Below are 15,694 nucleotides of genomic sequence, written 5' to 3' on the forward strand. Positions count from 1 at the left end.
ATAAAATTTGGAATAATTTCCGTTTTTATGCTCCTGACCAACCTACCATCCACGGCCCAATACCTGATTGAAGGGCTTGACCTGCAAAAAAATATCTATGCCTGGCACGACCAGGCACTAGGCAAGGATAAAACCGGCATTTTGCTTGGTGAATATCAGGAAATTCAGCGTCAGTCCAGAGAAACAAGTCAGTTTTTTGACGACAGCCAGTGGATCCCCAACCGATTGAAATACCGTGGTGAAATATATGATGGCATCTATCTTAGCTACGATATTGAAACTGACCTACTACTCATCCGTCATCCCACTAACTTCAACTATCACTCCCAAGCCATCAAGCTCATCCAGCGGGATGTGGAGTGGTTCGAATATTCCGGACATACCTTCCGATATATTCATGAACCTGTACTTCATTTTGGGGAAGGCTTCTTTGATGAGATGTACCTCGGTGAAAGTCTTCAAATGTTTGCCAAACGCATAAAAATCACCGAAACAGACCGAGTCATCACCTATGTGACTGCAGACAAGTTTATCATCCGATATCAGGACGAATACCACAGACTCAGGTCAAAGTATTCGGTGATAAAGCTACTCAAGCCCTACAAAAAAGAGATTCGTCAGTTTATTAAAGCCAACCAGATCAAAGCAAAACCGGAATATGAGTCGGATATGATCCAGCTCATCTCTTTTTGCGATGAACTACTAAATGCATCGACCAACCAATGAAGTTCAGTAAAATCCTGATTGGCACAATGCTCACCGTGGTTTCATGGCAGGCGGTCTCCCAAACCACAGAATCAGTCGTCTCTGGCGACTATGTGCAAGCTCCATTGCAGACGGTCTTTGAGCAGATCGAGCAACAAACCGGGCTGACTTTTTTCTATCATCAACCATGGGTGGACTCTGTGAAGGTAACTGCCAGTTTTCACCAGACACCCCTCAGTACAGCCCTGACCACCATACTGGAGGGCTCCAGTCTCAGTTTTCATCTGATAGCGGGGCGGGTCATCATTACCAACAATGCAGTGGTGATCAGTCAGCCCACCATCCTGCAATCGTTCAACCAGTCATCGGAAATCTCTGGTGGAATTGCCAAAGGACTCGTGTTTGCCCGCGAATATCAGGACCAGACCGATGACCAATCCGATCTGGAAAACTATGTGTTTGAGATTGGTAATCGAAATCACATGAAAACAAATGGCTCCTCCACCATCGCCGGATACGTAAAGAGTGTAGAAAATGGTGAGCCCGTGGTTGGTGCCCTGGTTTATCTCCCCGAACCATTCACCGCCACCTCTTCGGATGAGAGCGGGTTTTATTCCCTCACATTGCCCAACGGCAAACACAAGATCATGATACAATATGTGGGAATGAAAACCACCCAACGCAACGTGGTGCTTTTCTCCAGCGGAAAACTTAACGTGGACATGGATGTGGATGTGATTGCTTTGCAGGAGGTGACGATCGAGTCTGACAGGGACATCAATGTGAAAAGTGTCCAGATGGGGGTCAATAAAATTAATATTGAAGAAGTAAAGACCGTGCCCATCGTACTTGGGGAAAATGACATTTTGAAAATAGCCACCACCAAGGCGGGCGTTCAAACAGTGGGTGAGGGTGCCTCGGGATTCAACGTGCGTGGAGGCAAGGCTGATCAAAACCTCATCCTGATCAATGATGCGCCGGTTTACAACGCCTCGCATTTCTTTGGTTTTTTCTCAGTCTTCAATTCGGATGCCATCGAAAACATGGAACTCTATAAAAGCGGAATTCCTTCCAAATTTGGAGGTCGGCTGTCTTCAGTTTTCGATATACAGGCCAAGTCTGCCAGCAAGACGGAGTTTAAAGGTCAGGGCGGCATTAGCCCCATTACCTCCAAAATGACGCTGGAGATCCCCCTGATCAAAGACCGGACAAGCCTGCTGCTCGGAGGGCGCACCACCTATTCCAATTGGGTACTGTCCAAAGTGAAAAGCGCCGGGTTCAGTGAGAATCGCGTGTCCTTCTATGACCTCATCACCCAAGTCGATCATAAAATAGATGATAAAAATGACCTCCGGATTTCTGCCTATATGAGTCATGACAAGTTCAGGCTTTCCTCAGATACTTTGTTTTCATTTTCCAACTTCTCCTTTGATATCATCAATGGCTCGGCCCGGTGGACTCACAAGTTTACCAATAACCTGGAGGGTGCATTTTCGGCCATTTATTCAGATTATCACTACGACCTGCAGTATGATGAGTCAGCGCCCAATGCCTTCACTCAAAACTTTGGGATCAAAGAAGCCACCGCCAAGGCAGACTTTGACTTCTACCTGGAAGAAACCCGCAAAATCACTTTTGGGGCATCCACCAAAAGGTACGACGTGAATCCCGGACAAAAAATCCCTCTTGGAGAGGAGTCACTCATTCAGGGACAGGAGGTAGCGGGCGAAGGCGGGCTGGAAAGCGCCATCCACGTGGCCAGTGAAATAGAAATCAATGACTTCTCCATCTACGGAGGGCTCAGGTACGTGATGTTCAATGCCATGGGGCCGCAAAAAGTATATACTTATGCGCCGAGCCTGCCCAAAAACAGTGATACCGAGATAGACTCAACACAATACAGTCGTGGCGAAATAACCAAAACTTATCACGGGCCAGAATGGCGCTTCTCAGGACGATACACCCTCAATAATGTGAGCTCCCTCAAGCTAAGTCTGAGCCGCACCCGACAATACATCCATAGTCTCTCCAACTCGGCCTCACTCTCACCCACGGACACCTGGAGGCTTTCGAGTGAACACATTGCGCCGCAGACCGCCGACCAGGTGGCACTGGGCTACTATCGAAATATGTTCAGAAATCGGGTGGAAATCTCCGTAGAGGGCTATTACAGGCTGCTTCAAAACCTGGTGGACTTCAAGACCGGCTCCACTTATCTGCTGAATCAAAAAATAGAACGTGAAGTCCTGCAGGGACCGGGCAAATCCTATGGCGTGGAGTTTTCACTGACCAAATCCGGCCGACTGAATGGCTGGCTCAACTATGCTTATGCCCGAACGTTCATCAAACTGGATGGTGATTTTCAGGAGGAGACCGTCAACGACGGAAAATTCTTCCCCACTGGCTACGACAAGCCACATACCATCAACCTGGTGGCCAATTACAAACTGACAAGAAGATTTAGCTTTTCGCTAAACACCACCTACAACACCGGCAGACCAGTCACCTTCCCTGTCGCCGCCTTTGATTTCAAAGGGTCTCAGAATATTCACTTCTCAGACAGGAATGCGTTCAGGATTCCTGACTATTTCAGGATAGACCTGGGAATCAACCTGGAAGGAAACCACAAAATCCAGAAGCTGTCACACTCCTTCTGGTCATTGTCTATCTATAACCTTACGGGGCGAGACAATCCCTTTTCAGTATTCTTTGACGTGAAAAATGGCCAGATACAGGGCTCGCAGCTTATCGTATTTGGAGACCCCATTCCTACACTGTCTTACAATTTTAAGTTTTGAGCCGAATGAAAAAACAATCTCTCATACTGCTGTTGATCCTTGGCTCTGTGGTGGCATGCGTAAAACCCTATGACTTTGACCCACTCTCGTATGAAAAGGTGCTGGTGATAGACGGTGCCGTCACGAACGAGCCCGGTCCCTATGAAGTCAGCATCACCTATACTTTCCCATTGGATGGGACCACCACAGAAACGGTGAATGACGCCCAGGTGTGGGTAACGGATGGGGCCGGACTGAGAACAGACTTCAGTGCGGATGAGTCTGGAGTTTACACCTCACCACCCGCTTTTCGCGGGGTGGTAGGCAATAGCTATAGCCTGTTTGTGGAAATGCCCGATGGATCTCTTTATACTTCCGATGAGCAGTTGCTCCGGGCTTCACCCGAGATAGACAGTATCTACGGAAAATATGCCCAACTGCCTGATGAGGCTGATGAACAAAACGTAGGTGGCATTCAGTTTTTCATAGACTCACATGATGATTCGGGCAATACCCGACATTATCGCTACGAATGGGAAGAGGCCTATAAAATACAGGTGCCCTACCCGGCCCATTATGAAGTGGTGGTATCGGATACCGACACAGCCATCGTACCACTGGATACCCCAAAAGGAATTTGCTATCAGGAGTATTACTCCAACTCGCTGATCTATGGCACCTCCGTAGGCTCCCGCGAAAATCGGATGGCAGAATTTCCCGTACGCTTTGTCAGTGAAAAACTCCCCCATTTGCGCACCCGCTACGCACTATTGGTCAAACAATACGCCATTTCAGAATCGGCTTACCTCTTTTACAAAAGGCTAAGAGAAAACAACGAATCGGGTGGTTCTCTTTTTGACAAGCAAACAGGATCTATCTTCGGAAATATCCATGCCGCTGACAATACCGAGCAATCCGTACTGGGATATTTTGAGGTCTCTGGTGTTTCCAGCAAAAGGAGATTTTTCTACAACCGCGACCTGGATGAGCGGCTAAGGGCCGGCCATTTCCCCTATAGCTGCCTTTATACGGAGCGCATATCTACCGTGCCAGATAGCGCCTATTATTACCTTCAGCTATACGATGGTAATATATACGCCCTTTACACATTTCCCCCTTCAGTAGATATTTACTCCAGGGGCTGTACAGATTGTTCATTTTACGCCGAGGTGATCCCTCCTGACTATTGGGTAAACTAGTAATGATAAAAAAAATACTTTCCATAGCAGCCATCACGCTCATCATCCACTCCGCCACAGGTCAACACCTCGACGTGCGGGAAGAGGTTTACCTACAAACCAACAGCTCTTTTCTCCTTACCGGAGAAACACTGTATTTCTCTGCCTTTGCCCGCAGTGCCGATACCGGGCTGCCTTCTCCACTTAGCAGCATACTTTATGTAGAGCTGATTGGTGCCGGTGGTAAATCGGTTTTCCAAAAAAAGATCCACTTAAATAACGGGCGGGGTAATGGTACTTTTTTCCTCTCATCGCTGGTGTCTTCCGGGCGATATCAGTTGCTGGCCTATACCCGGTGGATGAAAAATTTTCAGGATTATTTCCAGGTGCCCATTGTGGTAATCAACCCTTTCGAGGAATATGCACAGCCAGCGCAAATCGAAGAACCGGCAGTCACCTTTTACCCGGAAGGTGGCACCTTAGTGGCCGGGCATGAGAATGACATAGTGATGAAAATTGACCGTGGCAATCCCGAGGGGATCACCGGCCGGGTGGTCAGTGCCTCCGGCGAAAAGGTAGCGGACCTTACACCGGGTAAAACCAGGCTCTCACGATTTACCCTTCCCGTGAAAAAAGATGAGTCGTACCAGGCCATATTGGAGGATCGGGCAGGTAATTTTCATTTCATAGACCTGCCCGGAGCAGCACCCAGCGGGACGACCATCCAGGTAAGAGATGCTGGCCATAGCTACGGCATCACGCCCATTGGTACACCTGCTCACGAAGGTGCATCACTACTCACCATCAGCGATGGCCAAAATCCGGTTTTCCAGCAACGTGTTGAGGTCAACACACGGGTTTTGCTTCCAAAAAACGAACTATCTGCCGGTACTTACCTCGTTACTGTCACCAGTGTCGCGGGCAACCCGTTAGCTTCACGACTACTCTGGCATCCCGGCAATTTGCGTGAGCAAAGCAGTGACGCCATGGCTCCTTATCATACCAGATCGGCTGTCACCATTCCACTTGAGTTTGACTATGGAGCAGATGTATCCGTCTCTGTAAGAAAGATAGAATCGCACCATCGGCCCATCTCAGCCATCCACCATGCCTTACTCGGCAGAATCAATGCGTTATGGAACCTTAACGTTCGCGAAACCCCCGACTGGAAGGCTTTTGACAATCGCATGATTGTGAGTGAATGGAAATGGGGTTCGACAGAAATGCCTGACACAGTCAAATGGCTACCGGAGCTCCGTGGTGAGTTGATCGAGGGAGCGCTGAATGTTGCCGAAGTATCGGGAGACAAGCCACCTTTCGTGGCACTGAGTATCAGCGGAGAAGACTATCAGCTCCAGACCGCTCAGGTAAATGCAAACGGCCATTTTCAGATCTTAATCAACCCGGCCGAAGGAGCCCGTGATGCGTACCTCAGTGTACTCGGCACCACAGACGCAGCTTCTTTTCAGGTGGAAAATCAGTTTTTAACCCCTTACCCCCCTTTCGACTATTCGCTGCCATATTTGGATTCCGCGATGGTTGCCACGCTCGTGGAGCGTAGTGTGAGAAACCAGATTGAAAATGCCTACTATGAGCTGAAAAAAGACAGCATTGTGCCCCAGACTTACTGGAATCCTCAGTTTGACTATGACATAAGCTATGTCCTGGATGACTACAACAGGTTTCCGGAGCTCTACGAGCATTTTATAGAATTCATCCCCGAAGTGATGGCCAGAAAGAATAAAAACCGATCCAAGATCAAGGTGCTGACCAAATACGTTACCACCGGCACCCTGGATCCGCTTCTGCTTATAGACGGAGTGCCTACTACAGCAGATGAAATCCTAAACTTCAGCCCTTATAAAATTGAGCGCATCGGGGTGATAAACAATCGGGTATTTGTAGGGCCTCTCGTAGCAGATGGTATCGTGTCTTTCCACACCTTCGAAAAAAATCTTCATGGCTACAAGCCGGGGCCCAATAGTTTCAATGTTCAGTACAAAGGGCTCGACCCGGTTCAGCGATTCAGCTTTCCTACTTACGAAGATGCTCATCAGGGGCTTGCCAGAATTCCAGACTACAGACAGCAATTATACTGGAACCCTTCTCTGACCGTAGGTGAAAATGGGGTTAAAGAAGTTGAATTTTACACGGGCGATACTACCGGTTCTTTTGAGGTGGCCATAGATGGTTATGACGAAACCGGCTCACCCATCAGCATCAGGAGATACTTCATGGTCCAGCCCATCAATCAGCCAGCTTCAAATTAAGGGAGAGGTTTTCCGCATAGTCACAGTCGCAATCGTCTGATCCCAGGGTCATTTTCTTGCCGTCAACAGCCACTATCTGGCGGATCCCTTTTGTATAAGTCACCGTGGCAGAGTAGTATTTATCAGCCTCCAAATCATAATAAACGGGTGATTCTGTGGCCCACTCGGAGAACAGGGTATCTTGTTTTTCAATCTTTCCTTCGAAGATGGTAAGTAGCACTTCCGGGTTTTCGTCATTGATGGTGAACCTCACTTTCAGCTCACCAAAAAAAGGCCCCGGATCGCAGGCACATTCATCGCAATGAATACTCAATGCCACCAAAAAAAACACAAGGACAAATAGCGGCTTTCTCATCCGTTTCTGGTTATAAGTCCTCCAAATGAAAGAAAAAATCTGTGTTTTTCCAGCTTGTTGGTCCTGGTATCAAAGTAGGAATATCCCAGCTTCAGAAATGCAGAGTCACCCACTTTTTTGAAAAGTCCAAACCGGGGAATGGCCACCCAACCATTTGGAGGTTTTCTTTCGGTACCTCCGTACACCCCCCAGGTGTACACGCCATTCAGCTGAGCAAAAGCACCCAGTCGGGCAGATTCGAAACGCTGAAGGTATTCCGCGCCCAATCCCAAATAATAACGCTCTTCCGGATATTGGTAAAACACATTATTTCCCCTGTATTCCAGAGTCTTCTTCCGGAATGGACGGGCATCAAAATTGGTGAAGAGGTTGATATTTCTAGCCTTGTTCATCAGTCCGGCCTCCATTCCCAGCGCGGCATCCTCCATATTGAGGTCGCTCCGTAATCCCAGGTATAACGCCGGTTTCAAACCAAACACCTCGTCATACCTGTCTTCCACCACCACCTCCTGGGCAGCAGCAGTCAGAAACCAAAAGCCAATGAATGTGTTAATGATCAGGCGCACAGTATGGTAGGGTTAAATGTTAGTGAATTTAACAACAAACACAATCTGTGCCAAAGCTAATTTCTTATCGTAACTTTGCGTGATGGAGGAGAAGAAGGATATCAGAAAGATGAATCTGCAGCAGATCAAAGACTACTTTGTATCTGTTGACGAAAAAGCATTCCGAGCCGTGCAGGTCTGGGAGTGGCTCTGGCAGAAGTCTGCCCGGTCTTTTGAGGAAATGACGAATCTCTCCAAAGGGCTTCGCGAAAAGCTGGAAAGTGAGTTTGTACTTCGCCCTATAAGCATTGCGACTTCTCAGAAATCGAACGACGGCACCATCAAATCGGCCTTCAAGCTCTATGATAATGAGCTGATAGAAGGGGTACTGATTCCTGCAGACGACCGCATGACGGCCTGTGTCTCTTCACAGGTGGGCTGCTCACTGAGCTGCAAGTTTTGTGCTACCGGCTATATGGATCGAAAAAGAAACCTGGACCCGGGCGAAATCTATGACCAAGTGGTGGCCATCGATGCGCAGGCCAAAAAAGACTTCAACCTTCCCCTCTCCAATATTGTCTTTATGGGCATGGGTGAGCCTTTGCTGAACTATGCCAATGTATTGGAAGGGATCAACCGAATCACCGCTGAGGATGGACTGAACATGTCACCCAAGCGGATCACGGTCTCTACTGCCGGCATTGCCAAAATGATCAAAAAACTGGCCGATGATGAAGTACGATTCAACCTGGCTCTTTCCCTACACGCCGCTGATGACAAGAAAAGGAACCAGATCATGCCGATCAATGAGAGTAATACCCTGGAGGCATTGCGTGAGGCACTGATGTATTTCTACCAAAAAACTCAAAACAAGATTACGTTTGAGTACATCCTGTTTTACAACTTCAATGACACACTGGAGGATGCAGAAAACCTGCTGAAGTTTGCCCGTCAGATTCCGTCTAAGATCAACATCATAGAATACAACCCGATCTCGGAGGCCAATTTCAAAAATACGGAAGAAGACAGGCTGGAGAAGTTTGCCAACTACCTGAAGAAGAACAAAGTGACTGTGAACATCCGAAGAAGTCGTGGCAAAGATATAGATGCTGCCTGTGGTCAGCTGGCCAACAAGAATAAAGCGGCCTAGTGATTAGGACCATCCAGATGAAAACAGCAGTATGACCATAATGATCACTGCCAGCAGCAAGGCCAACCAGGCTGAACTGATAATCACCCCGGCAATGGCTAATCCTTTATAATCTTTATTAAATGCCTTCTTATAACGCTTGAGCGAAATCAGCCCGGTAACTAAGCCCACGGCGATCAGGGGAAAAATCAGTACCGGCAAAGCAATGGCCAGAATGGAGGCTATAGAACTGGAAAATGAGATAATGGCCAATGATTTGGCTTCATTGTAAACATCATCGAAACGGGTAATGGAGGTATCCTGAACCAGCTCCATTTTTTCCATCAGCTCTGGAGGTAACACCTCGACCAGTCGATCCTTCAGTCGCTCGATCCGTCGGGATTCAATCCCTGATAGCCTTTTCTCACTGTGCTTGCTTTCAGCAATCATTTCAAGGCCTCTCATGTCTGGTACCAACCCGGGAGCCTGACCTGAAGGCAACACAGGATCAGTTTCCAATGAGACTAAAAAGGGGTACTCTTCTCTTAATATAAGGCTATCTGATGATCCAACGACATGCTGGTTACCAGGTGCCACAAAATGTGATTTGATCCTGCTGTGTCGAAAGTCTTTTTTTTGTTTCTGATTCAGGTCGATACAAGCATACCTGGAAGGGGCGCACTGGCTCAGTGTAAATGCCAACAGCAAAAGCGAATAAAATCGGAACATAAAGTGCGTGATTACTTCTAATAAATGTAATCATATTCCGCTGACAATCAAGCACCCTTAAAAACACAATTTATCAGGAACTCTTTGGATCCTGGCGGCTCAGAAACTTTCCAAACCTTTTCATCACCCAGAGGTGCAATAGTGCCTGTGAATTCACATATAGGTACCATGGCAGTCGAGGGACAAACTCGTGAATGGCCCCTATGATATAACGCCCCTCCAGCACGGACCTGAACTCCAACCAGCCATAGCTTCCCTTGCCTGCCAACAGCCCGCCCACGATGTAATAGACCTGCCGATGTTCATCGCTTCGCTCCGTTGCATATTGCAACTTGAGAACTACCATTCCGAAAAGCAGAAAGCTCACTAAACCCTCTTCCTCATTGACCCTGATCAGATACCGAAAGGCATCTGGTAGCCATGTCAAATAAGCCCTGGCTACCCATTCGGCACTCAAACCCCCGGGGTTGGTCAGGCGCTGCACGCTCCGCACGGTATTTTTTGCTTGTCCCCCCGGTCGGCTTTTGGGCAATGATGGTACTTCGTCCGCATTTTCCAAGGTGAATTCTACAGCCTCCTCAAATGCCTTATACTTTAACCCCAACGCTCTGATCAGGGGATGCTCTTCCACAGTCATTTGATGCCGGAGACTCTCTATCAGCGGAGAAACGAACGTGGTGCTACTATCGGAAAACACTGCCACCCAAAGTTTGGAAAGCCCAAGTGAAAACACCGGTACAGATCTGATGATTCGGTGCTTCCCTAGCATTTTGGCCGTAGTCTGCAGCATTCCCATATAGGTGTTCTTCTCCGGTGTGCCTATCTCGATAGCCTCACCATAGGCCTTTGTATTTCCAAAGCAGTAATCGATAATCACAAGCACATCCTCCAAAGCCACTGGTTGGGTCTCCGACCGGGTCCACTCGGGGCAGAGCATTACAGGAAGGCGGGACACCAGTTTTTCAATGATCTCAAACGAGGATCCACCTGGCCCCACTATAATGCCCGCCCTCAGTGCGGTAAGCGCTGCACTGCGGCCACCAAGGGTGACCTCCACCTCATATCTGCTCCTCAGGTGGGTAGACAGTTTGCTCTCATCTTTGGGCAGAATGCCCCCCATGAAAACGATTTGCTTCAAACCCACAATTTCTGCGGCCCTGGAAAAGTTGTCTGCAAGCAGGAGATCGGTATCTTCAAAATGGCTTTGGTTGAGCCTTGTGGACGGCTGCATCGAGTGGACCAGGTAAAGTGCGTAATCTGCGCCCCGAATAGCCTCCGTAGTACTCCGTACAGAATAAAGATCAACCTTTTTCCAGATGACCTCCTCTTTAGCTGAGGGCTCCATTTCGCTTCTGCTCAGGGCTATGATGTGGTACTTATGTGAGTAGGCCGCTATGAACCAGCGACCTATAAATCCAGTGGCTCCGGCAATGGCGATTGTAGGCTTCATCCATGTCAAACCTTAAACAAGGCGAAGAGTTTAATTTCTCGCCCCAAAACCTGGCAATAAATCAGCGCAAGGGAAAATATGCACCAAGGGAGTACAGAAGTTGTGTCGGGGGTAAATCAGTGCTTATTTGCTTGGCTCCGGGGCCTTCTTCCAGCTGAAAGCCTAGTCCTATCTGAGCAGTAAACCACTTTTTGCCTCTAAAAACATAACTCGGCCCCAACAAACTCTGCGTGTAGTATTCTTTAAAACCCTGATGCCAATAGGTAAGTGACAAAAAAGATGATCGGATACCTCCTTTTGGGTGGTAGTTGATAGCCGCACCATACCCTATAAGACCTGCTCCCACCTGAAGGCCCAGCTTATTCTCTATCAGAAACTCCAGGTCACCACCTATGAGCGACCCTCCTCCTTGCAGGATACCGAGCGTGACCGTACCAATATAACCCTCGTCGGTTTCTCCATTAAGCATTTTCATCAGCTCTTCCTGAGTGATCTGACCGTAAGAAGCTACCGAAATCAGTAGCATAGAGGCGCAAAAGATGAGAAGTTTCACGGGTTTACTTTTTACTGGCGTTGAAGAGTTTTTGTTTTTCCTCCTTGCTCAGGCTATCATAGCCAGATTGCGAGATTTTGTCCAGAATGGCATCTATTTCTTCCTGCTCACTTTTACTTCCAGCAGCGGACTTTCTGGGTTTAGATTTAGCAGGTTCGCCACGATGGGTCACTTTGATTTTGGGTGACGCTACAAAGAAGCTTTTCACCCACTCCATAAAACCGATGATCCAGGCTCCAATATCTGTCCCGGACCGTAATTGAGAGATGTACAACCAACCGATCAGCGCACCTCCCAGGTGAGCGATGTTGCCTCCCGCATTGCCACCGGTACTCCCCAAAAACGAAACGATCACATAAAATGCGGCTATGTACTTGATTTTCACCGGCCCCAAAAAGAGCATGAAAAAAGTGTAATTGGGCATGAATACCGCCGCTGCCACCACCGTGGCATATACTGCCGCAGAGGCGCCTACCATGCCGCTAATGGATGCCACCTGATCCTGATAAAAGGGAATGAGGTTATATACCAGCAAATAAGCGACCCCACCGGCCAGTGCCCCCAGAACATAGATGGCAATGACCTTCTTGTTTCCCAAAAACTCAAGGATCAACTTGCTGAACCAATAGAAAACCAGCATATTGAATAGGATGTGCAAAATACCTGTAAGACTATGGGCGAAAGCATATGTGATCAGCGTCCATGGTCGGGTAAGAAACTCCCCGAAGGAGGGAGGAATGGAAAACTGATTGTAAATGACACTGAACAAACCGTCCGCATTTGACAGTCTGGTGACCACCATTAATACACCCAAAAATAAAAACACAATGATGTTGATAATGATCAACTGTGCCGGAGCATTGTTGGGTTTGTTCCAGGCGTTCTTAAAATCGTCTATTATGCTGTTGTTCATCATTTAGTAAAACCTCCCATTGTCTTGTTGCCAAATCTTAAGCAGTATATATGCAATCAACATCCCTCCAAGGTGGGCCAGGTGGGCCACATTGTCACCTGATGTCCGACTAAATTCGGAATAAAGTTCATAGAGTCCATAAAAAAGAACCAGATATTTAGCCTTGATGGGAATCGGTGGAAACAGCAGAAAAAGCTGTGTATTGGGAAACAACATGCCAAAGGCCATCAAAATTCCAAATACCGCACCGGATGCTCCCACCATGGGCACATTGGTGATGGATGAGAAAATATCTTTGACAATCTCTACGGCCTGCTGCTGGTAGGCTACATTATCTGCGTTTTGATAGTAATCATCGGAGAACTCCGCCAGCCTTGGCAGGTTATAGTGATAAGATTTGTGCTCCACGATGAACATGCTGAAGGCCTCAGGGTTAGGATTATCCAGATAAGCCTCAGTGTCATTTTTCAAGCCGATATTCTCCACATAATCCGCAGCTCCGTAAAGCACCCCGGCACCAATACCACAAATCAGATAGAATGTCAGAAAGCGCTTCGATCCCCAGACCTGCTCCAGCATAGGTCCGAAAATAAAAACCGCGAACATGTTGCCCAGAATGTGACCAAAACCACCGTGTATCCACATGTAAGTGACAAACTGATACGGCACAAAATCCTCAGCAAAAACCACCCGAAGGCCAAATATTTGTGATAAGGGGAGGGAAAGAATGGCTTGAATTAAAAAAATCCCGACATTGATGATCAGGATGTTTTTCACCATCGGTGTGATTCTCATCATGAGCTAAACCAGCTTTTAATTTTGTCTAAACTAATCAATTTATAAGTCGGATTGCCATCAGGCGTATAGTTTGGCTGCTTGCATGCAAAGAGCTGATCAATCAGCTGCTCTGCCTCCTGATCTCCCAGACTTTTACACTTGATCGCCGCGGTCCTTTTGGCCAACGACCGACACAAGTTTTCCTTTTGGTTAATCCCCAGTTCCTTTTTATTGAATTTAAATTGTTCGAGCAGCTCCTCAAAAATCTCCTTCTCATTACAATTGGAAAGTTCTGCTGGTACGCCCTGAATAACGATCATATGCTGACCCATCTCCTCAAACTCAAAACCGAGCTTCTGAATTTCCGGCTTTATCTCCATAACGAGGGAATAATCAGATGGGTTTAAAGAAATCTGCTGTGGAAACAAACTGCTCTGCGAACCGCTGGCATCTCGGGTGAGCTTAGTCTGATAGCGCTCAAAAAGAATCCGCTCAAATGCCGCCCGTTCATCTATGATGGTCATCCCTGATTTCACTTGCCGGATAAGGTACTTCCCGTGCAGGCGGTATGTCTTGCTGGGAATCAACTCACCCTGGTCGGGCTGCTCGTGCATGCTGCTGGCAAAGGTCATGGTCTCCTCCGGCATTTCCCGTTCCATTTGTTCGGGGGAAACAATGTCCTCCCTTTTGGCAAAATCATAAAGTGACTCCCAGTTTTTGGCTTTATCCCTTTCCGAATCTATGTTTTTAAACTGCGCGTACTGATTGTCTTTGATACTTGACCCTCCTCCGGGGCGGATCGTTGAGGACGTAAACTGTTCAAAATTTACATCGGTAGAAAAATCCAGCGAAGGGGTCACATTGAATGAGCCCAAAGACTGCCGCACTGCGGAGTTAATCACTCCGTAGAGCATCCGGTCATCGTCAAACTTCACTTCGGTTTTGGTAGGATGCACATTGATGTCTACATGAAGCGGATCCATCTCCACGAAAAGCACATAAAAAGGAAAATAATCCTCTTTCAACAGGCCCTGAAACGCCGTAGACACGGCATGATTGAGGTAATTATTTCTGATGTATCGCCCATTCACAAAGAAAAACTGTTCGCCACGGGTTTTCTTGGCAAACTCCGGCTTGCCTACATAGCCAGTGACCTTTACGTGTGGGGTTTCCTCATCACAGGGGATTAGCTGCTGCTGATAATTTTTTCCAAAAAGCTGGACAATCCGCTTGCTTAATTTGCCAGACTCCAGTTGGTACATCTCCAGATCATTGTTGGTCATAGACATGGCCACCTCCGGGTTGGCAAGGGCCACCCGGTGAAACTCGTCCGAAATGTGTCTGAGTTCTACCGGGTTGGATTTCAAAAAATTCCTTCGGGCGGGCACATTGTAAAACAGGTTTTTCACACTGATGGAGGTGCCATCCTTGGTCGCCAGCGGCTCTTGTTTTTTGATCTCAGAAGACTCTACCTGCAAAATGGTGCCCAGCTCGTCCTCCCGTCTTTTGGTACGCATCTCCACTTGGGCTACAGCAGCTATAGAGGCCAGCGCCTCGCCACGAAAACCCATGGTGCGGATTTTGAAGAGGTCCTCGGCAGTTCTTATTTTGGAGGTTGCATGCCGCTCGAAGCTCATGCGGGCATCGGTGACACTCATGCCCTTTCCATCATCAATCACCTGAATCAGCGTACGACCGGCATCCTTCACCACGAGCTTGATCTGACTGGCGCCCGCATCAATACTATTTTCCAGAAGTTCTTTCACCACAGAGGCGGGGCGCTGCACCACCTCTCCTGCAGCGATCTGATTGGCAATACTATCAGGTAGTAAGTAAACAATATCCTCCATCTACTGAGCGCCTCGTGATGGTTTTCTGAATCTGAAGTATAAGTAAACCGGTACCGCAAGCCACAGTACATACAAAGCATCATTGCCAAAGTACAGCCAGCCCATGACCAGGCAGCCCAGTATAGCAGCGATCAACATCTGCAAAAGAGAGGTATTGGGGACTGCATCGGTTTTCCGCTGAAAACTAATCTTACCAGGGCTATAATTTTCTGAATGGCCACCTTCCATCTCCCGCCGGATATATTCGGTACGTTCTTTGATCTGCTCTTTGACAGGGTCGTAGTAGCGAGGTTCTATTTCGAAACGACGGGTCTTGGGCACTTTTATAAAAGATGGGAATCTCATGTTGATTATCTTATGTTCTACCAAATAAACAAGCGCTTGATCTCCTTGTTTTGGTATCCCGCCAAGGATATTCATTGCTTATTCGACCGTCTACGTGATATTTTCGATCAGTGACACA

General features: G+C 47.7%; 14 protein-coding genes. 5 read left to right on the top strand and 9 right to left on the bottom strand.

Going from position 1 to position 15,694, the window contains the following annotated elements:
* The first annotated feature begins 27 nt into the window (after nt 1–27).
* From RIH33_RS19730 to RIH33_RS19745, 4 genes are read left to right on the top strand one after another with little or no spacing between them, the layout of a single operon-like run.
* Nucleotides 28–726: a hypothetical protein gene (locus RIH33_RS19730; protein WP_406651772.1), complete on the top strand. Its 699-nt coding sequence runs from the start codon at nt 28–30 to the stop codon at nt 724–726.
* Entirely contained in the window at nt 723–3,503 is a 2,781-nt protein-coding gene (locus tag RIH33_RS19735) for a TonB-dependent receptor (RefSeq protein ID WP_406651773.1), read from the top strand. Before RIH33_RS19730 ends, RIH33_RS19735 begins: the two co-directional genes overlap by 4 nt.
* Before the next feature lie 5 nt (nt 3,504–3,508).
* Entirely contained in the window at nt 3,509–4,681 is a 1,173-nt protein-coding gene (locus RIH33_RS19740; RefSeq protein ID WP_406651774.1) for a DUF4249 domain-containing protein, read from the top strand.
* A 2-nt stretch (nt 4,682–4,683) separates the two neighbouring features.
* The gene (locus RIH33_RS19745) at nt 4,684–6,930 is read left to right on the top strand and encodes a hypothetical protein (RefSeq protein ID WP_406651775.1); all 2,247 of its coding nucleotides are present in this window, start codon (nt 4,684–4,686) and stop codon (nt 6,928–6,930) included.
* Here the strand turns inward: RIH33_RS19745 and RIH33_RS19750 are convergent.
* Nucleotides 6,908–7,285 carry a hypothetical protein gene (locus RIH33_RS19750; RefSeq protein ID WP_406651776.1) on the bottom strand — a complete coding sequence of 126 codons (378 nt, stop codon included), beginning with the start codon at nt 7,283–7,285 and terminating at the stop codon, nt 6,908–6,910. The genes RIH33_RS19745 and RIH33_RS19750 overlap by 23 nt on opposite strands.
* Nucleotides 7,282–7,851 carry a hypothetical protein gene (locus RIH33_RS19755; protein ID WP_406651777.1) on the bottom strand — a complete coding sequence of 190 codons (570 nt, stop codon included), beginning with the start codon at nt 7,849–7,851 and terminating at the stop codon, nt 7,282–7,284. The genes RIH33_RS19750 and RIH33_RS19755 overlap by 4 nt, the downstream gene beginning before the upstream one ends.
* Nucleotides 7,852–7,933: 82 nt before the next feature.
* On the opposite strand from RIH33_RS19755, the gene rlmN reads away from it, so the two are divergent.
* The gene (rlmN, locus tag RIH33_RS19760) at nt 7,934–8,980 is read left to right on the top strand and encodes a 23S rRNA (adenine(2503)-C(2))-methyltransferase RlmN (protein WP_406651778.1); all 1,047 of its coding nucleotides are present in this window, start codon (nt 7,934–7,936) and stop codon (nt 8,978–8,980) included.
* Nucleotides 8,981–8,983: 3 nt separating this feature from the next.
* On the opposite strand, the gene RIH33_RS19765 is transcribed toward rlmN, so the two are convergent.
* The 7 genes from RIH33_RS19765 to RIH33_RS19795 form a co-directional block, all read right to left on the bottom strand.
* Nucleotides 8,984–9,688, bottom strand: coding sequence for a DUF4190 domain-containing protein (locus RIH33_RS19765; protein ID WP_406651779.1), 705 nt, complete (start codon nt 9,686–9,688; stop codon nt 8,984–8,986).
* 73 nt (nt 9,689–9,761) lie between these two features.
* Nucleotides 9,762–11,138: an NAD-dependent epimerase/dehydratase family protein gene (locus RIH33_RS19770; protein ID WP_406651780.1), complete on the bottom strand. Its 1,377-nt coding sequence runs from the start codon at nt 11,136–11,138 to the stop codon at nt 9,762–9,764.
* A gap of 61 nt (nt 11,139–11,199) precedes the next feature.
* Nucleotides 11,200–11,691 (bottom strand): hypothetical protein, encoded by a 492-nt coding sequence (locus RIH33_RS19775; RefSeq protein WP_406651781.1) that lies wholly within the window; start codon nt 11,689–11,691, stop codon nt 11,200–11,202.
* Between the two features lie 4 nt (nt 11,692–11,695).
* A complete protein-coding gene (locus tag RIH33_RS19780) occupies nt 11,696–12,604 on the bottom strand; it encodes a rhomboid family intramembrane serine protease (RefSeq protein ID WP_406651782.1) in 909 nt (302 codons plus the stop codon).
* 3 nt (nt 12,605–12,607) lie between these two features.
* Nucleotides 12,608–13,402, bottom strand: a complete 795-nt coding sequence (locus RIH33_RS19785) for a rhomboid family intramembrane serine protease (protein WP_406651783.1) — start codon at nt 13,400–13,402, stop codon at nt 12,608–12,610.
* The gene (gene mutL / locus RIH33_RS19790) at nt 13,399–15,231 is read right to left on the bottom strand and encodes a DNA mismatch repair endonuclease MutL (RefSeq protein ID WP_406651784.1); all 1,833 of its coding nucleotides are present in this window, start codon (nt 15,229–15,231) and stop codon (nt 13,399–13,401) included. Before mutL ends, RIH33_RS19785 begins: the two co-directional genes overlap by 4 nt.
* The gene (locus tag RIH33_RS19795) at nt 15,232–15,576 is read right to left on the bottom strand and encodes a hypothetical protein (RefSeq protein WP_406651785.1); all 345 of its coding nucleotides are present in this window, start codon (nt 15,574–15,576) and stop codon (nt 15,232–15,234) included.
* Nucleotides 15,577–15,694 lie beyond the last annotated feature (118 nt).

It is taken from the genome of Marinoscillum sp., from assembly GCF_040222955.1.
Taxonomy (GTDB): Bacteria; Bacteroidota; Bacteroidia; order Cytophagales; family Cyclobacteriaceae; genus Marinoscillum.